This window comes from Paracoccus aeridis (assembly GCF_004923205.2).
GTDB lineage: Bacteria > Pseudomonadota > Alphaproteobacteria > Rhodobacterales > Rhodobacteraceae > Paracoccus > Paracoccus aeridis.
In genome coordinates, this window is sequence record NZ_SELD02000001.1 from 1 (window position 1) to 17,021 (window position 17,021).

The following is a 17,021-nucleotide window of genomic DNA, read 5'->3' on the forward strand; positions in this document are numbered from 1 at the left end:
GTGGGGCGGGCCGGGGTGGGGCGGGCAGGTGTCATCGGTAGGCCGCGGTCCCGTCCGGGGCTGCCGCATCCACGACGAGCCGGCCGGGGAACAGCATCTGCGACCCCGCGCCGACCACGCGCTGGCCCGGCTGCAGCCCCGATTCCAGCAGGACGACCCCGTCCTCGAAGCGCTCGATCGCCACCGGCGCGATCGACACGGTGTCGTCGTCGGCCACGACCCAGACCGCCGGGCCGGCGCCGTTCGCGGTCAGCGCGGTCCACGGCACCTGCATCCCGCTGCCGGCCGGCACCCTGATATCCCCCCGAACCGCCGCGCCCAGAAGCGCGGTGTCGGTCACGGCGTCGTCGATGGTCACCCTGACCTCCACCGATCCGGTTTCCGGGTTCACGAGCGGCGCGACCTCGCTGACTGTCCCGACCATCCGGCGGTCGGGATAATCCAGCGGCTCCAGCGACACGTGGGCGCCGACCGCGTTGTCCAGAAGCGGCGAGTTCGGCGTCTGGAACACCGCCTCGAGCCCCGACAGCACCGCAAGCGACATGACCGTCTGCGCCGGGCCGACGATCTGGCCGGGGTCCACGGCGCGTTCCGTCACGACCGCGTCCTGCGGCGCGCGCAGGACGGTGTCGGTGACCGCGCGCCGGGCCTGTTCCAGCGCGCTCGTGGCCTGCGCCACCGCGCCTTCGGCCGAGGACAGCTGTTCGGCCGCGGCGTCGCGGGCGGCACTGGTGCCGACGCCACGTTCCAGCAGCGCCACCGCCCGCTCCGCCGCAAGGGAAGCCTGGTCGCGCACCGCTTCGGCGCTGTCGAGCGAGGCCTGCGCCACCCGCCGCGCCTGTTCCTGCTGGACGGAATCGGTCCGCGCCAGCGGCTGGCCCTGCGAGACGCGGTCCCCTTCGGCCGCCAGCACCTCGGTCACCCGTCCGCCCATGCGGAAGCTGACGTCGAGGCTGTCCCGCGCCTCGATCGCGCCGGTCAGGACGAAGTCCATGACGACCGGAGCTTCGGTCACGGTGACGACCTCGACCCGCAGGGGGCCTGCCGCGCCGTCCGGCGCGGGCTGAGCTGCTTGCTGATCCGCGGGCCGGGGCTGGCCTGCGGGCTGCGTGGCTGCGTCCGCCGGTGGGGACGTCGCGGCCTGCGCCAGCGCAAGGGTCGGCAGGGCGGGGAAAACGGCCGCGGTCAGCACTGCGATGAGCGTCGGTATCTTCACGGCGGCGATCCTGATCGGCAAACGCGGCAGAGTCAATCGGGGAGCCGCGAAACTGCCGCGACGTTGCGTCGCGAGCGCTGCATCGTGGCGGAAAGCCGCTATTCCATCGCGTCCAGCAGCGTCTCGCCGCTGCGGCTTTCGATCTCGATCACCCACAGGTCGCGGTCCTGCGCGCGCTCGCGGGCGATACGGGCGTCGATGTCGCGTTCCGGCCCCTCCAGCACGGCCCGCCACTGCCGCAGGTCGGTCTGGAAGTCCCATTCCCGCAGCCACAGCTGCGCCGTCCCGTCCAGCCGCGCCGACTTCACCGCGACTGCGCCCGCGGTGTCGTCGCCCCGGTGGATCACATAGGCCGGGATCGTCCGCTGTCCCAGCCGGGCGAGGTATGCCGCGACCCAGATCCCCGTCGCGAGCCGGGCCGCGCTCATCGGTCGGGATCGCCCTCGCGGAAGTCGAGGCCCATCTCGGTGTAGCGCTCCCGCTCCTCGAGCCAGTTCTCGCGCAGCTTCACCTGCAGGAACAGGTGGACGGGGCGGCCCATGAACTCCATCAGCTCGGCCCGCGCGGCCTGACCCACCGCCTTGATCGTCTCGCCGCCCTTGCCCAGCACGATCCCCTTGTGGCCGGGGCGGGTGACGTAGACCAGCTGGTCGATCCGGGCGCTGCCGTCGGGCTGTTCCGCCCACGCCTCGGTCTCGACCGTCAGCTGGTAGGGGATCTCCTCGTGCAGGCGCAGGGTCAGCTTCTCGCGCGTGATCTCGGCCGCGATCATCCGCATGGGCAGGTCGGCGATCTGGTCCTCGGGATAGAGCCACGGCCCCTCGGGCAGCGTCTGGGCCAGCCAGCCCAGCAGGTCGCCCGTGCCGTGGCCGCGCTCGGCCGAGATCATGAAGGTGCGGGCGAAGTCGTATTCGCCGTTGAGCTTCTGGGACAGCGCCAGCAGGTCCTCGGCCTTCACGCGGTCGATCTTGTTGATCGCCAGCGCGACCGGGGTCCTGCCCGCGCGTTCGCGCAGGTCGGACAGGATCGCGGCGACGCCGTCGGTCAGGCCGCGATGCGCCTCGACCAACAGGACGATGATGTCGGCGTCGGCGGCCCCGCCCCATGCGGCGGCGACCATGCTGCGGTCCAGCCGGCGGCGCGGGCGGAAGATGCCGGGCGTGTCCACGAACACGACCTGCGCCTGCCCGTGCATGGCGATGCCGCGGATGCGGGCGCGGGTGGTCTGGACCTTGTGGGTGACGATGGACACCTTGGCGCCGACCATCCGGTTCAGGAGCGTGGACTTGCCGGCGTTGGGTTCGCCGATCAGCGCCACGAACCCGGCGCGGGTGGGGCCTTGCGGCGTGATCTCGGGGGCGCTGTCGGGCGCGGGGGTGTCGTCGGTCATCTGCAGGTCCTCGGTCGTGCCGGGCCTTCGCGGTCCGCGGCGCGCGCGGCTTCCGGAAGATCGGCCTCAATCATCACTTGAAACGCAGCCAGGGCGCGCGCGTTCATTCGCCTTCGATGCTGTCCAGCAGCGCCTGAGCCGCGGCCTGTTCAATGCCGCGCTTGGTGCCGCTGCCCGACGCCTCGGCGGCGCGGCCGTCGTCCAGCACGGCGCGGATGCGGAACATGGGCGCGTGGTCGGGGCCGGAGCGGTCGATCACCTCGTAGCGCGGCGGCGGCATCCCCTGCGCCTGCGCCCATTCCTGCAGCGCGGTCTTGGGGTTGAAGGCCGCGGCCTCGGCCCCCGACAGGCGGTCGCCCCACAGCCGCAGGATCACCGCGCGCGCCGCCTCGAACCCGGCGTCGAGGTAGACGGCGGCCAGCACCGCCTCCATCGCGTCGCCCAGAAGCGCGTCCTTGCGGCGGCCGCCGGTCTTCATCTCGGACCGGCCGAGCTTCAGGACGTCGCCCAGCCCCACCTCGCGCGCGACCTCGGCGCAGGTCTCGCCGCGCACCAGCGCGTTGTAGCGCGGGGCGAGCTGGCCTTCGGTCGCGGCGCGGTCCGCGGCCAGCAGCGCCTCGGCCATCACCAGCCCGAGGACGCGGTCGCCCAGAAACTCCAGCCGCTGGTTGTCGGGCCGGGTCGCGGTCGAGAGCGAGCCGTGGGTCAGCGCCCGCACCAGCAGGTCCGGCCGGGCGAAGTCGTGGCCCAGGCGGTCGCTGAAGGCGCGCAGGTCGGCTGCCAGCTTCACCCGCGGCCCCTCAGTTCACCGCCTTGAAGAAGCGATCGGCCCGCCAGGTCCAGAAATACAGAAGCGACGACCCGGCGGACGAGAACATGATCCGGTCGGCCCGGCCGATCAGGTATTCCGCCGGCACCATCCCGAGCCCGCCGGTCACGGCCGGGAAGCGGCTGTCTTCCGAGTTGTCGCGGTTGTCGCCCATGAAGAAGTAGTTGCCGGGCGGCACGGTGTAGACGGGCGTGTTGTCCGCGACCCAGTCGTCGCTGATGTTCAGGATCTCGTGCGACGGGCCGCCCGGCAGCGTCTCGCGCGCGCGGGGCTTCAGGCAGTCGCCGCCTTCGGGCACCGGGTCGTTGGCGCAGCGCGGCACGTTGGCCTGCGGACCCTGCGGCAGCTTCGGCTCGGAGAAGGTGCCGTCGGGGGTCTGCACGGCCTGCTCGCCGTTGAGATACAGCACGCCGTCCCGCATCTGGATCGTGTCGCCGGGCAGGCCGATCAGCCGCTTGATGAAGTCCACGCCCGCCGTCGGATGGCGGAACACGACGACGTCGCCGCGTTCGGGCTCGGTCGCGAGGATGCGGCCCGAAATCGGGCAGACGCTGAACGGGCAGGAATGGCGGGAATAGCCGTAGGCCATCTTGTTGACGAACAGGAAGTCGCCGATCAGCAGCGTGCTCTTCATCGACTCCGACGGGATCCAGAACGGCTGGAAGAACAGGGTGCGGAACACGGCGGCGATGACGAGGGCCCAGAACACCGTCTTGACGGTCTCCCACAGTCCCTCTTCGCGTTTCGCGGTCTTGCGTGCCATCCTGTCCCCGAGCCGTCTGTGCGTGTCGGGCGTTCATGGTGCGCGGCGGGCCGGAAAGTCAAGGCGCGGCCGGGCGGGGCGGCGTCACTCGGCCGCGGCCTGATCGGCGCCGAGGAATCCGCCCGACTGCCGGTTCCACAGCCGCGCATAAAGCCCGTCGCGGTCCAGAAGCTGGGCGTGGGTGCCCATTTCCACGATCCGCCCCGCGTCCAGCACCACGAGCCGGTCCATCGCGGCGATGGTGGACAGCCGGTGGGCGATGGCGATCACGGTCTTGCCGCGCATCAGCCGTTCCAGCTGGGTCTGGATCGCGGCCTCGACCTCGCTGTCGAGCGCGCTCGTCGCCTCGTCCAGCACCAGGATCGGCGCGTTCTTCAGGGCGACGCGGGCGATCGCGATGCGCTGGCGCTGCCCGCCCGACAGCTTGACCCCGCGCTCGCCCACATGCGCCTCCAGCCCGCTGCGGCCCTGGGTGTCGCGCAGGGCGGGGATGAACTCGCGCGCTTCGGCCAACTCGGTCGCGGCGGCGATCTCGGCCTCGGTCGCGTCGGGGCGGCCATAGGCGATGTTCTCGCGCACGGAACGGTGCAGCAGGCTGCTGTCCTGGGTGACGACGCCGATGGCGGCGCGCAGGCTTTCCTGCGTGACCTTCGAGATGTCCTGCCCGTCGATCAGGATGCGCCCGCTTTCGACGTCGTGGAAGCGCAGGAGCAGGTTCACCAGCGTGGACTTGCCCGCCCCCGATCGCCCGACGAGGCCGATCCGCTCGCCCGGCGCGATGTCGAGCGTGAGGTCGTCCAGCACCGCCATCCGCGGCCCCTCGCCCTCGCCGCCATAGCTGAAGGTCACGCCGCGGAAGCTGACCGCGCCGGGGCCGGGCTGCAGCGGCCTGGCGTCGGGCGCGTCGCTGACGACGCGGGGCAGGGCGAGGCTGCCGATGCCGTCGCGCACCGTCCCGATGTTCTCGAACAGCGCCGCGAATTCCCAGGTGATCCAGTGGCTCATCGCGTTCATCCGCATGGCCAGCGGCACCGCGACGGCGGCCGCGCCGATCGCCGCCTGCCCGTTCAGCCACAGCCAGAGGCTGAGCGCCGTGACCGAGCCCACGAGCGCCATGTTGAGGATCGTCAGCGTGATGTCGTTCACCGCCGACAGCCGCATCTGCCGGTAGACGGTCCGGAGAAAGTCGTCCATCGACTCGCGCGCGTAGGATTCCTCGCGCGCGGAATGGCTGAAGAGCTTCACCGTCGCGATGTTGGTGTAGGCGTCGGCGACGCGGCCGGTCATGCCCGCACGCGCGCCCGCCTGCGCCTCGGCCGCGCGGCCGAGGCGGGGGATGACGAACGACAGAAGGATCGCGTAGCCGATCCCCCAGGCGAGGAACGGCAGCGCCAGCAGGCCGTCCTGCTGCGCGGCCACGAACAGCGCGCCCGCGAAATAGACGACGACATAGACCGCGACGTCCATGATCTTCATCGCGACCTCGCGCACGGCGAGCGAGGTCTGCATCAGCTTGGTGGCGATCCGGCCCGAGAACTCGTCCTGGAAGTAGCTGATCGACTGCCTGAGCAGGTAGCGGTGCGCCTGCCAGCGGATGCGCTGGGGAAAGTTGCCCAGCAGCGTCTGGTGCATGATGAGCGTGCTGAGGATGCTCATGCCCGGCAGGACCAGCAGCAGCACCACGGCCATCGCGGCGAGCCGCCGCCCCTCGGCCGCCATGAAGGTGGCGGGGTCGCTGTCGGCGAGCCGGTTCACCAGCTCGCCCAGATAGCCGAACAGCGCGACCTCGGCCGCCGCGATCAGCCCCGAGAGGACCCCCAGCGCCGCGAGCCAGCCGATCGTCCCGCGCGAATAATGCAGCACGAAGCCCCACAGTCGCCGGGGCGGCATCTGCGGGCGGTCCTGCGGATAGGGGTCTATCCGGCTTTCGAACCAGCGGAACATGGGATCCTCGGCTGTGACCGGGCGGTGACCGGCCCTGGGATGGCTTGTGGGGAGGGCGTTGGTGCCCGCTGCGCCCGACCGAGTCAAGCGCGTGCGAGTCAAGCGCGTGGCCTGCGCCGAGGTTCCGCGCATCCCGCCCGGAACGACTGCCACGCCGCCGCGTTGGGCGGCGACGCAACCGTTTCGCACAGGAGCAAAGCGAACCCGATGGCGACGATCAAGAACCTCCAGGACCTCTACCTCGACGGGATCAAGGACCTCTACAGCGCCTGCAAGCAGTCGATTCCCGTGACCGAGGAGATGGCGGCAGCGGCCAAGAACGCCGACCTGAAAAGCGCGCTGGAAGCCAGCGTCAAGGGCACCCGCGAGGGGATGGCCTCGATGGAGAAGCTCGCGCGTGCCCACAACGAGGATCCGTCCGGCGAGCACTGCAAGGGGATGGAGGGGCTGGTCGCCGAGGCGCGCAAGCACGCGCTGGAAGCCGGGTTCGAGGATGACGACACCCAGGACGCGGCGATCATCGCCCAGTACCAGCGCCTCGCACACTATGCGATCACGGGCTACGGCACGCTGAAGGCCTGGGCCAAGCGGCTCGACTTCAAGGACGACGTGAAGGTGCTGGATGACGCGACCGCCTCGACCTACGAGGGCGACGAGACGATGACGAAGATCGCCGTCAAGGGCGGGGTCAACAAGGCCGCCATGTAAGGCCGGCCTTGGGGGAAGCAGGGCGCGCCGGGAACGGCGCGCCTTTCCTTGTTTCAAGGACAGGGTTCCTGGTCACAGGTGCCGGGTCTCGGCCGCCTCGGACCACCAGTCGTCGCGGGCGCCGTCGGCGTACCAGACGGGTGCGGCGACCAGCTCCTCCTCGGGCACGTCGTCAAGCGCAGACACGCAGACCTGCGCGATCCGGCCGCCCATTGCCTCGATATCGCCGGTGGTCCAGAGCCGCGTGCCGCAGCGGGGGCAGAAAACGTGGTGCAGGTCCGCGTCGTCCTTGCGCGGCGTTTCCGCCAGCACGTCCGCACCGCGCGTGATCCGCAGCCCGTCGGGGTCGGGCAGCCGCATCTCCCAGCAACGCATCTTGCGGCAGAACGAGCAGTTGCAGCGCATCGTGCCCTCTGCGAGATCGCCGTCCGCCTCGAACGCGACGGCACCGCAGAAACAGCTGCCGTGATAGGTCTTCATGCCGCCACCACGCGGTCCGGGCAGGCTTTTGTCGCGACGTGGAACACCGCTTCGTTGTCGTGGTCGGGGTCGAGAACGAACGCGCGCCTCGTCTGCGCGCCCGCCCGCCGCCAGCGCGGCTGCGTGGAATAGCCGAACCCGGCCCGGCCCTTCGCGGCGAACGCAACCTGGGCTCCGCCGGGCGCGGAACCGGCACGGCCGGCTCGGGAAACCGGCTTGTTGTGCGGGCCATCACCGAGATGGCCGCAACGGTCGCCGGTGATGTGGTGTGTCACTGCTGTCGGAAAGATCGTCTTGAGCGGCGTGGGGGCCGTGTCATGGAACGCCCGCGGCGCGTCCCTCTCCGCGATGCGTAGTCCGATATCGTCGATCATGCCTGCTCCTTCGGGTTGTCGGTCAGCCCGGCGATCCTAGCGCGGGCTGCTGACAGTTGACGGCAGCATGCCGCTGTCGGGCGTGCCGCAGATACAGCTGGACGACACGCTCGGCCTTTGCCGGACTCTCGGCGGGATCGGCCCTGCGACGTTTGCAAGTGGCTGTCGGACGGGGCCGCCCCGTACCGCGTCACGCGTTCAGGGAAGCAGGTTTCTTTACCCGTGCAGGCGATGGAGTTTGCCGAGTTGTTAGCCTGGCCGCTCTGATCAGCGGCTGCGGCTCGGCCGGACAATCATGGCGCACCAATCCGACGTTCGGACGGCGTTCAGGACGGGCCAAGGTGTCGGGTAGAGGGCTCCGCCCGGGCGCCGTCGCGCAGCTGTTCAGCCTTGGCACTTCAGCGGGCGGGGTGCAGGGCTGCGGGAGGCAGTTGAGGGGCGCAGGGCTGCTGTCTCAAAGAAAAAGCCCGCCCCTTCCGGGACGGGCCTTTCACCTCGATATCCGTTGCCGGATCACCTGGTGAGATGTCGTGGCGGGGGGGAGCCCCCGCCGTCATCACGTGATGATCTTCGACACTCGGTCCTCGCGTCGGATCACCGCTTACGCGATGATCTTCGACACGACGCCGGCGCCGACGGTGCGGCCGCCTTCGCGGATCGCGAAGCGCAGCTTTTCCTCCATCGCGATCGGGGCGATCAGCTCGACCTCGAACTTCAGGTTGTCGCCCGGCATCACCATCTCGGTGCCTTCCGGCAGCTTCACCGTGCCCGTCACGTCGGTCGTGCGGAAGTAGAACTGCGGACGGTAGTTCGCGAAGAACGGCGTGTGGCGGCCGCCTTCCTCCTTGGTCAGGATGTAGGCCTCGGCCTCGAACTTCGTGTGCGGGTTCACCGACTTCGGCTTGCACAGCACCTGCCCGCGCTCGACCCCGTCGCGGTCGATGCCGCGCAGCAGGACGCCCACGTTGTCGCCCGCCTCGCCGCGATCCAGCAGCTTGCGGAACATCTCGACGCCGGTGCAGGTCGTCTTCTTGGTGTCGCGGATGCCCACGATCTCGAGCTCGTCACCCACGTTGACGGCGCCGCGCTCGATCCGGCCGGTCACCACCGTGCCGCGACCCGAGATCGAGAACACGTCCTCGATCGGCAGCAGGAACGGCTGGTCCACGGCGCGCTCGGGCGTCGGGATGTACTCGTCCACCGCCGCGATCAGCGCGCGGATCGAGTTCTCGCCGATCTCGGCGTCGCGGCCTTCCAGCGCCGCCAGCGCCGAGCCCTTCACGATCGGGATGTCGTCGCCGGGATAGTCGTAGCTGGACAGGAGCTCGCGCACCTCCATCTCGACCAGCTCCAGCAGCTCCTCGTCATCGACCTGGTCGACCTTGTTGAGGTAGACGACCATGTAGGGGATGCCCACCTGGCGGCCCAGCAGGATGTGCTCGCGCGTCTGCGGCATCGGGCCGTCGGCGGCGTTCACCACCAGGATCGCGCCGTCCATCTGCGCCGCGCCCGTGATCATGTTCTTCACGTAGTCGGCGTGGCCGGGGCAGTCGACGTGGGCGTAGTGCCGGGTGTCCGATTCGTATTCCACGTGCGCGGTCGAGATCGTGATCCCGCGCGCCTTCTCCTCGGGCGCGCCGTCGATCTGGTCGTAGGCCCGGAACTCGCCGAAGTACTTCGTGATCGCCGCCGTCAGCGTCGTCTTGCCGTGGTCGACGTGGCCGATCGTCCCGATGTTGACGTGCGGTTTCGTCCGTTCGAATTTTGCCTTTGCCATCATGGCCTCCTGGTGACGGGCGGCGGCGACTCCGCCCCCTCGAAGAAACATCGCCGCGACTTATAAGCGGGCATGGGAAAAATCAAGCGCTGCCGCGCGGCACCGAATCAAGCAATGCCGCGGCGCGGCGAGGGGGCGTCATGGACGACATTGCAACACCGGCCGGCGATCCCGGGAACCTGCTGCGTGGGCTGTTCGCCGCGGCGGTCGCACGGGCCGATCCGATGCGGGTCGTGCCGGCGCACCTGCCGCCGCGCCCCAAGGGCCGCGTCGTCGTCGTCGGCGCCGGCAAGGCCAGCGCGCGGATGGCCGAGGCGGTCGAAGCTACGTGGGGACCGGTCGAGGGCCTCGTCATCACCCGCCACGGACACGCGCGGCCCACGCGCGGCATCGAGGTGGTGGAGGCCGCGCACCCGGTGCCCGACGCCGCCGGGGCGGCTGCGGCCGCGCGGATGCTGGCGCTGGTCGCGGGGTGCGGCGGGGACGATCTGGTGCTGGCGCTGATCTCGGGCGGGGCGTCGGCGCTGCTGGTCGCGCCCGCGCCGGGGCTGACGCTGGACGACAAGCGGCGGGTGAACGCGGCGCTGCTGGACAGCGGCGCGCCGATCGACCGGATGAACGTCGTCCGCAAGCACCTGAGCCGGGTGAAGGGTGGCCAGCTTGCGGCCGCCGCGTTCCCGGCGCGGATGCTGGCGCTGATGATCTCGGACGTTGCGGGGGACGATCCGGCGATGATCGGGTCGGGGCCCACGGTCGGGGACGCGTCCACGCCCGCCGATGCGCTGGCGGTGCTGGACCGGTGGCGGGTGGCGGTGCCGGACCCCGTCACGGCGGCGCTGCAGGGCCGGTCGGGGGTGGTCCCGCCCGGCGATCCCCGGCTCTCGCGCGTCGAGAACCGGGTCATCGCCGCACCGGCGCAGTCGCTGGAGGCCGCCGCCGGCGCAGCCCGGGCGGCGCGCTGCGAGGTCCGCATCCTCGGCGACCGGCTGGAGGGCGAGGCGCGCGACATCGCCCGTGACCACGCCGCGCTGGCGATGCGGGAACGGGCGGCGCGGCGGCCGGGCGATCCGGCGCTGCTGCTTCTGTCGGGGGGCGAACTGACGGTGACGCGCCGTCCGGGCGCGGCGGGGATCGGCGGGCCGAACGCGGAATATGCGCTGGCGCTGGCCGTCGCGCTGGAGGGGGCGCCGGGCATCCATGCGCTCGCCTGCGACAGCGACGGGATCGACGGCGCGGCCGAGGTCGCGGGCGCCGTCATCGGGCCGGACACGCTGGCGCGGGCGGCGCGGGCCGGGCGCGATCCGGGCGCGGCGCTCGACGGAAACGACTCGCACGGGTTCTTCGCGGCGGTGGGCGGGCAGGTCGTGACCGGGCCCACGCTGACGAACGTGAACGATTTTCGCGCGATCCTGATCCTGCCGCCCGACCTGTAGCCCGACCTGCAGCCCGGGCCGCCCCCCGGCCCGTCGGGGTGACGCGCCGGAACTGCCGCCGCGCAAGAGGCGTTCGGTCGCCGAATTCCTGCGGCTCGTGCGCGCCATGCGCTGCCGCCCTTGCAACGGAGCAACCCGATGTCGATGATGAAGTCCCTCGCCCGAGTCGCCGCTGGCGTGATGCTTGCCAAGGGCATCGGCACGATGATGCAGCAGCAACAGCAGCAGGGCCGCGCGCACAGCCAGCAGGGCCGGACCAACCATTCGACCGGGGGCGGGCTTCTGGGCGAATTGCTGGGGAGCCGCAGCGGTGGTGCCGGCGGGCTGGGCGGCGGCACGCTGGGCGGGATGGCCGCGGGCGGGGGGCTTGGCGGGATGCTGGGCCAGGTCCTCGGCGGACGGGCTGCCAATCCCGGCACCGGGCGGCCCTATGGCGGGCAGATGGGTGGCGCGTCGGGCGGCGCGTCTGGCGGCCTCGGCGGCCTGATCGACAGCTATGCCCGCCGGGCCGCGCAGGGACGCAGCGGCGGCACCGGCATGGGCGGGTCGAACATGGGCGGCGCGGGCGGGATGCTCGGCGGCCTGCTGGGCGGCGCGGCTGCCGGGGGCATGCTGGGCGATCTGATGCGCGGGCGCGCGCAGGCGGGATCGCAACCCGACAACGACAAGTCGTTCGGAGAGCTGTTCAACCAGTCGCTCGCCACGCAGGACGAGCCCGAGGTCGCGCCGACGCCAGAACAGAACGCGGTCGCCGGGCTGATGCTGCGCGCGATGCTTCAGGCCGCCAAGTCGGACGGCAAGATCGACGACGCCGAAAAGCAGCGCCTGCTGAGCCAGATCGGCGACCTTGACGAGGACGACCGGCAGTTCATCCGCGACCAGATGGCCGCGCCGGTGGACGCTCAGGCGCTGGCCCGCGACGTGCCCGCCGGCCTTGAGACGCAGGTCTACATGATGTCGCTGCTGGCGATCGACTTCGATCACGAGGACGAAGCGCGCTACCTGCGCGAACTGGCGCAGGCGCTGGGGCTGCAGCGGGACGCCGTCAACGACGTCCACGAACAGGTCGGGGTCCGCAACCTCGACTGATTAGGACCGTGCAGCGCCGGGCGCACGTTTCTCACCGGAACGTGATCCCGGCGCCGCGCAGTTCGGGCGCAAGCTGTCCCGGCATCATGCAGCCGAGGAGCCACAGCATGCGCCTGATCCACGCCGCCGTTCTCTCCCTTTCGCTCATCCCGCTTGCCGCCGCCGCGCAGGACGAAGACGCGCTGGAACAGGCGGTGGAGGCGCGGCACGGCTACATGCTGGGGCTGGCGCTGAACATGGCGCCGCTCGCGTCGATGGCGAAGGGCGACATGCCCTATGACGAGGCGACGGCGACGTTCCACGCCCGCAACCTCGCCGCGCTCGGCGCCTATCAGGTGCAGATGCATTTCCTGCCCGGCACCGCGCAGGGCGAGATCGAGGACAGCGACCTGCTGCCCGCGGCGTTGCAGAACACGGCCGACGTGACCGCCCGGCACGACGCGCTGACGCAGGCGACGGCCGCGGCGCCCGCGGGGGTGGTCGGCGGGGCCGAGCAGGTCGCCGCGGTGGTCCGGAACATCGGCGGCACCTGCAAGGCCTGCCACGACCAGTACCGGGCCAAGTGACCGGGCCCGGGCGGTCCGGCAGCGGGGATCCCGTCCGGGTCCGGATCTGGGACCCCGCGCTGAGGATCTATCACTGGGCGCTCGCGGTGCTCGTCATCCTCAACTGGTGCCTGGGCAAGTTCGACCCCGCCAACATGTGGCTGCATTTCTGGTGCGGCTACGCGATCGGCGCCCTGCTCGTGTTCCGCCTGGTCTGGGGGCTGGTCGGCCCGCCCTCCGCGCGCTTTTCCGGCTTCATCGCCGGGCCGCGGCGCATCCTCGGCTACGGCCGCGGCATCTTCCGGCGCGAGCCGTCCTACTGGCCCGGCCACAACCCGCTGGGCGCGCTGTCAGTGGTGGCGATGCTGGCGCTGCTGGCGATGCAGGTGGGGGCGGGGCTGATCTCGGACCCCGACGACTTCGTCAACGTGGGGCCGCTGGCGGATCGGGTGAGCGGCGCCACGTCAAGCGCGGCGGTGGGGTGGCACCACGTCGGCGCGGACCTGATCCTGATCCTCGTGATCCTGCACGTCGGCATGATCGCCTATTACCGGATCTGGAAGCGCGAGGATCTCGTGCGGCCGATGATCACCGGCTGGAAGATGGTCCGCCGCGACGATTGAAGACCGGAAGGACGGTCAGGTGCCCGGCTGAGGCGCGTCAGGTGAAGCGGTTGTCGCGGGGAAAGCCGCGCGGGGCCATCCGGCCCGATCCGGCGCGCTTGCCGATCCACTCGGTCAGGTCCGTCTCGGTCCGGGTGCGGCCCGCCGGGTCGAGCCACGACAGGCCCACCGACAGGGTGATGAACGCCGCGTCGGCGAGCCCGCCGTCCTTGAAGCGTTGCAGCCGCACCCCCTTGCCGCGCGCCATCTCGGGCAGTTCCGAGATCGGGAACACCAGCATCTTGCGGTTGTCGCCCACGACGGCGAGGTGGTCGCCTGACACACGCCGGATCAGGGCCGCGTCGCCGTTCAGCACCTGCTTGCCCGCCTTGGTCTGGGCCAGGATGTCGCCCGCGTTGACGATGAAGCCGTCGCCCGCGCGCGACGCGACGAGGTACTGCGCGTCCGACCGCCACGGGAACAGGTCGATCACCTCGGCGTCGTTCGGCAGGTCGATCATCAGCCGCAGGGGCTCGCCCAGGCCCCGCCCGCCGGGAAGTCCGTTCACCGGCAGCGTATAGAACCGCCCGTTCGCGCCGAAGACGACCAGCTTGTCGGTCGTTTCCGCGTGCAGCGCCATCAGCGGCCCGTCGCCGTCGCGGAACTTGACCTCGGCCTCCAGCGGCTGGTGGCCCTTCATCGCCCGGATCCAGCCCATCTTCGACAGGATCACGGTGACCGGCTCGCGCTCGATCATGGAATCCATGTCGAGGGGCTGCACATCCTCGGATTCGGTGATCTCGGTCCGGCGCAGGCCCTCGGGCGTCGATTTCCCGAACAGGCCGCGCACCTCCTTCAGCTGCGCGGCGATCCGGCCCCACTGGCTGCCCTCGTCGGCCAGCATCGCGGCGAGCGCGGCGCGTTCCTCGATCAGCTTGTCGTGCTCGGCCCGAAGCTCGATCTCTTCCAGCTTGCGCAGCGCTCGAAGCCGCATGTTCAGGATCGCCTCGACCTGCGTGTCCGACAGGGCGAACTCGGCCATCATCACGGCCTTCGGGTCATCCTCGTGGCGGATGATCTCGATCACGCGGTCGAGATTGAGGTAGGCCACGATGTAGCCTTCCAGCACCTCGAGCCGGGCCGCGATCTTCGCCAGCCGGAAGTTCGAGCGGCGCACCAGCACCTCGCGCCGATGGTCGAGAAAGGCGCGCAGCACTTCCTTGAGCGAGCAGACCCTGGGCACGCGCCCGTCGATCAGCACGTTCATGTTCAGCCCGAAGCGCACCTCGAGGTCGCTGACGCGGAACAGCGCCGCCATCAGCTGGTCGGGATCGACCTGCCGGGTGCGGGGTTCAAGGACGATGCGGATGTCCTCGGCCGATTCGTCGCGGATGTCGGCGAGGATCGGGATCTTGCGCGTGTTCACGAGGTCGGCGAGCCGCTCGATCAGCTTGGATTTCTGGACCTGGTAGGGGATCTCGGTGACGATCACCTGCCACTGGCCGCGGCCCATGTCCTCGCGGTGCCAGCGGGCGCGCAGGCGCAGGCTGCCGCGGCCGGTGCGATAGGCCTCGCGCAGCGTCTCCGGGCTTTCGACCAGCACGCCCCCGGTCGGGAAGTCCGGCCCCGGCATGATCGCCATCAGCGTGTCGTCGCGGGCGTCGGGGGACTTGATGAGGTGCAGGCAGGCGTCGATCACCTCGTGCAGGTTGTGGGGCGGGATGTTGGTGGCCATGCCCACCGCGATCCCCGAGGCGCCGTTGCACAGGAGGTTCGGGAACGCCGCCGGCAGCACCACAGGCTCGGTCAGCGTGCCGTCGTAGTTGGGGCGGAAGTCGACCGCGTCCTCGGCCAGTCCGTCCATCAGCGCCTCGGCCGCCAGCGTCAGCCGCGCCTCGGTATAGCGGCTGGCGGCCGGGCTGTCGCCGTCGATCGACCCGAAGTTGCCCTGTCCGTCCACCAGCGGGTAGCGCATGACGAAGGGCTGCGCCAGGCGCGCCATGGCGTCGTAGATCGCGCCGTCGCCGTGGGGGTGGAAGTTCCCCATCACGTCGCCCGAGATCTTCGCGGACTTGCGGAACCCGCCCGTCGGCGCCAGCCGCAGCTCGCGCATCGCGTACATGATCCGGCGGTGCACAGGCTTCAGCCCGTCGCGGGCGTCGGGCAGTGCGCGGTGCATGATCGTGGACAGCGCGTAGGTCAGGTAGCGCTCGCCGATGGCGCGCGACAGCGGCTCGGTGCTGTCGCGCGTGGTCAGCGGATCGTCGGGGGTCAGGTCGGGATCGTCGGGCTCGGTCGTCATGGGGCGCAGGGATACGCGGGCCGGTCCCTGAAAGGAAGGTGTGACCATTTCATCGCAATGACGAAGGCCTGAAGCATGTTTCAGCCCGCGGGCGGAACGTCAGGGTCATGGCGGCGTTACATCGCGAACCCTCGGCGGAAGTAGAACCGGAGGATGCTGGCCGGCAAGGCGAGCTGATGCAGGCAATGTTCAAGATTCTGATGACCGTTCTGTCGGCGTTGTTCTTCGTCCTGGCCTTTCTCGAGTTCGAGCAGGGCGGCTCGGGTGCGAGCAATGCCGTGCAGATGAATTCGGTGTCCGGGCTGCGGGCATCGGTCGCGCACCCGCCTTTCGCCGGGTCGAGAGGGCTGGCTGCCCACGACATCACCGCGGACTCCGGCGCGACCCGCACCGCGATCGCCCAGCGGAACGTCACCGTCATGGCCGGGCCCTCGCTGCGGACCGAGGTGGTGGCGAAGTTGCTCGTCGGTCAGCAGGTGGAGACGGCCGCGAATGGCGTCCCTGGGTGGGAGATCGTGGTCCTACCGGACGGGCAGGGCTATGTGCCCGCGGCGGCGTTGGCCGTGATGGACGACGCGGCGGACCAGTCCGGCGTGATGAACGCCTCGCTGGACAACCCGGCCTGACGCCCGCGTGCCGGTGTCCCCTGTTCCCGCGCAACCGCCATTGTGCGCGCCCTTGCTCGTGATCGATCCCGCGTGCCGACCGTCCTGATCACCGGCTGCTCGTCCGGCATCGGCCTTGACGCCGCACGCACCATGGCGGCGCGCGGCTGGACCGTGATCGCCACGTGCCGCAAGCCCGAGGACCTCGCCGCCCGCGCGGCGGAAGGGATGATCGCCCTGCCGCTGGACCTCGCCGATCACGCGTCCGTCGAGGCTGCGGTGGACGCGGCGCTGGAGCATGGGCCGGTCGACGCGCTGGTGAACAACGCGGCCTTCGCGCTGCCCGGCGCGGTCGAGGACCTGCCGCGCGACGGGCTGCGCGCGATCTTCGAGGTGAACCTGTTCGGCACCCACGACCTGACCCGCCGCCTGATCCCGCATTTCCGCGCGAACGGGTCGGGGCGGATCGTCAACGTCAGCTCGGTCCTCGGCATCGTCGGCATCCCGTGGCGCGGGGCCTATGTCGCGACCAAGTTCGCGCTGGAAGGGCTGACGGACGTCATGCGGGTGGAGATGTCGGACACCCCCGTCCGCGTGATCCTGATCGAACCCGGGCCGATCACCAGCCGGATCCGCGCGAACTCCATCCCCCATTTCGAAACGTGGATCGACTGGCGATCCAGCCCGCGCGCGAGCCAGTACCGGGAAACGCTGCTCAAGCGGCTTTACGAACCCTCCGGGCGCGACCGGTTCGAGCTGCCGCCGTCCGCGGTCAGCGCGCGGCTTGTCCACGCGCTGGAAAGCCCGCGCCCGCGCGCGCGATACCGCGTGACGACGCCGACTCGCCTGTCGGCCGCGGGACGCAGGCTTCTGCCCACGCGCGCACTGGACTGGTTTGCCCGGCGCAGCTAGGATCGCGGCCTTGAAGCGCGGGACCGCCGGCCCGGACCCGCGCGGACCTGCC

17 protein-coding genes are annotated in these 17,021 nt (G+C 70.7%); 7 read left to right on the plus strand and 10 right to left on the minus strand.

Annotated elements, in window-relative coordinates:
• Window positions 1-31: 31 nt before the first annotated feature.
• The 6 genes from ELI80_RS00005 to ELI80_RS00030 all read right to left on the minus strand — a co-directional run bounded on the left by ELI80_RS00005 (window position 32) and on the right by ELI80_RS00030 (window position 6,142).
• Complete coding sequence (locus tag ELI80_RS00005) at window positions 32-1,216, minus strand: efflux RND transporter periplasmic adaptor subunit (RefSeq protein ID WP_236641243.1); 1,185 nt, start codon at window positions 1,214-1,216, stop codon at window positions 32-34.
• A 98-nt stretch (window positions 1,217-1,314) separates the two neighbouring features.
• On the minus strand, window positions 1,315-1,644 hold the full coding sequence (locus ELI80_RS00010; RefSeq protein ID WP_136648560.1) for a DUF1491 family protein: 330 nt from the start codon (window positions 1,642-1,644) through the stop codon (window positions 1,315-1,317).
• On the minus strand, window positions 1,641-2,606 hold the full coding sequence (gene era, locus ELI80_RS00015) for a GTPase Era (protein ID WP_136648562.1): 966 nt from the start codon (window positions 2,604-2,606) through the stop codon (window positions 1,641-1,643). Before era ends, ELI80_RS00010 begins: the two co-directional genes overlap by 4 nt.
• 103 nt (window positions 2,607-2,709) lie before the next feature.
• On the minus strand, window positions 2,710-3,396 hold the full coding sequence (rnc, locus tag ELI80_RS00020; RefSeq protein ID WP_136648564.1) for a ribonuclease III: 687 nt from the start codon (window positions 3,394-3,396) through the stop codon (window positions 2,710-2,712).
• A gap of 10 nt (window positions 3,397-3,406) precedes the next feature.
• Window positions 3,407-4,198: a signal peptidase I gene (gene lepB / locus ELI80_RS00025; RefSeq protein WP_136648566.1), complete on the minus strand. Its 792-nt coding sequence runs from the start codon at window positions 4,196-4,198 to the stop codon at window positions 3,407-3,409.
• An 84-nt stretch (window positions 4,199-4,282) separates the two neighbouring features.
• On the minus strand, window positions 4,283-6,142 hold the full coding sequence (locus tag ELI80_RS00030) for an ABC transporter ATP-binding protein (RefSeq protein WP_136648568.1): 1,860 nt from the start codon (window positions 6,140-6,142) through the stop codon (window positions 4,283-4,285).
• Window positions 6,143-6,349: 207 nt separating this feature from the next.
• Here ELI80_RS00030 and ELI80_RS00035 point away from each other — a divergent pair, with 207 nt between their 5' ends.
• Window positions 6,350-6,850, plus strand: coding sequence for a DUF892 family protein (locus ELI80_RS00035; RefSeq protein WP_136648570.1), 501 nt, complete (start codon window positions 6,350-6,352; stop codon window positions 6,848-6,850).
• A 72-nt stretch (window positions 6,851-6,922) separates the two neighbouring features.
• Here ELI80_RS00035 and ELI80_RS00040 read toward each other — a convergent pair whose 3' ends face one another.
• The 3 genes from ELI80_RS00040 to tuf form a co-directional block, all read right to left on the minus strand.
• Window positions 6,923-7,330, minus strand: a complete 408-nt coding sequence (locus tag ELI80_RS00040) for a GFA family protein (protein WP_136648572.1) — start codon at window positions 7,328-7,330, stop codon at window positions 6,923-6,925.
• Window positions 7,327-7,704 (minus strand): hypothetical protein, encoded by a 378-nt coding sequence (locus ELI80_RS00045; RefSeq protein WP_136648574.1) that lies wholly within the window; start codon window positions 7,702-7,704, stop codon window positions 7,327-7,329. Before ELI80_RS00045 ends, ELI80_RS00040 begins: the two co-directional genes overlap by 4 nt.
• Before the next feature lie 601 nt (window positions 7,705-8,305).
• A complete protein-coding gene (tuf, locus tag ELI80_RS00050; protein WP_136648576.1) occupies window positions 8,306-9,481 on the minus strand; it encodes an elongation factor Tu in 1,176 nt (391 codons plus the stop codon).
• Window positions 9,482-9,621: 140 nt separating this feature from the next.
• Here tuf and ELI80_RS00055 point away from each other — a divergent pair, with 140 nt between their 5' ends.
• The 4 genes from ELI80_RS00055 (at window position 9,622) to ELI80_RS00070 (ending at window position 13,171) form a co-directional block, all read left to right on the plus strand.
• Window positions 9,622-10,914: a glycerate kinase type-2 family protein gene (locus tag ELI80_RS00055; protein WP_136648578.1), complete on the plus strand. Its 1,293-nt coding sequence runs from the start codon at window positions 9,622-9,624 to the stop codon at window positions 10,912-10,914.
• Window positions 10,915-11,052: 138 nt separating this feature from the next.
• The gene (locus tag ELI80_RS00060) at window positions 11,053-12,003 is read left to right on the plus strand and encodes a tellurite resistance TerB family protein (RefSeq protein WP_136648580.1); all 951 of its coding nucleotides are present in this window, start codon (window positions 11,053-11,055) and stop codon (window positions 12,001-12,003) included.
• 107 nt (window positions 12,004-12,110) lie between these two features.
• Window positions 12,111-12,569, plus strand: coding sequence for a c-type cytochrome (locus tag ELI80_RS00065; protein WP_161596403.1), 459 nt, complete (start codon window positions 12,111-12,113; stop codon window positions 12,567-12,569).
• Entirely contained in the window at window positions 12,566-13,171 is a 606-nt protein-coding gene (locus tag ELI80_RS00070) for a cytochrome b/b6 domain-containing protein (RefSeq protein ID WP_136648584.1), read from the plus strand. The genes ELI80_RS00065 and ELI80_RS00070 overlap by 4 nt, the downstream gene beginning before the upstream one ends.
• A 37-nt stretch (window positions 13,172-13,208) precedes the next feature.
• Here ELI80_RS00070 and parC read toward each other — a convergent pair whose 3' ends face one another.
• Complete coding sequence (gene parC / locus ELI80_RS00075; protein ID WP_136648586.1) at window positions 13,209-15,452, minus strand: DNA topoisomerase IV subunit A; 2,244 nt, start codon at window positions 15,450-15,452, stop codon at window positions 13,209-13,211.
• Window positions 15,453-15,637: 185 nt separating this feature from the next.
• Between parC and ELI80_RS00080 the strand changes: the two genes are divergently transcribed.
• Together ELI80_RS00080 and ELI80_RS00085 are read left to right on the plus strand one after the other, a co-directional pair.
• Window positions 15,638-16,078, plus strand: coding sequence for an SH3 domain-containing protein (locus ELI80_RS00080; RefSeq protein WP_143803186.1), 441 nt, complete (start codon window positions 15,638-15,640; stop codon window positions 16,076-16,078).
• A 72-nt stretch (window positions 16,079-16,150) separates the two neighbouring features.
• Entirely contained in the window at window positions 16,151-16,969 is an 819-nt protein-coding gene (locus tag ELI80_RS00085) for an SDR family NAD(P)-dependent oxidoreductase (protein ID WP_136648590.1), read from the plus strand.
• The last annotated feature ends 52 nt before the right edge of the window (window positions 16,970-17,021 follow it).

Excerpts from the sequence above, each read along its gene's own strand:
- ELI80_RS00010 (WP_136648560.1), bottom strand. The coding sequence starts at position 1,644 with ATGAGCGCGGCCCGGCTCGCGACGGGGATCTGGGTCGCGGCATACCTC.
- era (WP_136648562.1), bottom strand. The coding sequence starts at position 2,606 with ATGACCGACGACACCCCCGCGCCCGACAGCGCCCCCGAGATCACGCCG.
- lepB (WP_136648566.1), bottom strand. The coding sequence starts at position 4,198 with ATGGCACGCAAGACCGCGAAACGCGAAGAGGGACTGTGGGAGACCGTC.
- ELI80_RS00030 (WP_136648568.1), bottom strand. The coding sequence starts at position 6,142 with ATGTTCCGCTGGTTCGAAAGCCGGATAGACCCCTATCCGCAGGACCGC.
- ELI80_RS00035 (WP_136648570.1), top strand. The coding sequence starts at position 6,350 with ATGGCGACGATCAAGAACCTCCAGGACCTCTACCTCGACGGGATCAAG.
- ELI80_RS00040 (WP_136648572.1), bottom strand. The coding sequence starts at position 7,330 with ATGAAGACCTATCACGGCAGCTGTTTCTGCGGTGCCGTCGCGTTCGAG.
- ELI80_RS00045 (WP_136648574.1), bottom strand. The coding sequence starts at position 7,704 with ATGATCGACGATATCGGACTACGCATCGCGGAGAGGGACGCGCCGCGG.
- tuf (WP_136648576.1), bottom strand. The coding sequence starts at position 9,481 with ATGGCAAAGGCAAAATTCGAACGGACGAAACCGCACGTCAACATCGGG.
- ELI80_RS00055 (WP_136648578.1), top strand. The coding sequence starts at position 9,622 with ATGGACGACATTGCAACACCGGCCGGCGATCCCGGGAACCTGCTGCGT.
- ELI80_RS00060 (WP_136648580.1), top strand. The coding sequence starts at position 11,053 with ATGTCGATGATGAAGTCCCTCGCCCGAGTCGCCGCTGGCGTGATGCTT.
- ELI80_RS00065 (WP_161596403.1), top strand. The coding sequence starts at position 12,111 with ATGCGCCTGATCCACGCCGCCGTTCTCTCCCTTTCGCTCATCCCGCTT.
- parC (WP_136648586.1), bottom strand. The coding sequence starts at position 15,452 with ATGACGACCGAGCCCGACGATCCCGACCTGACCCCCGACGATCCGCTG.
- ELI80_RS00080 (WP_143803186.1), top strand. The coding sequence starts at position 15,638 with ATGTTCAAGATTCTGATGACCGTTCTGTCGGCGTTGTTCTTCGTCCTG.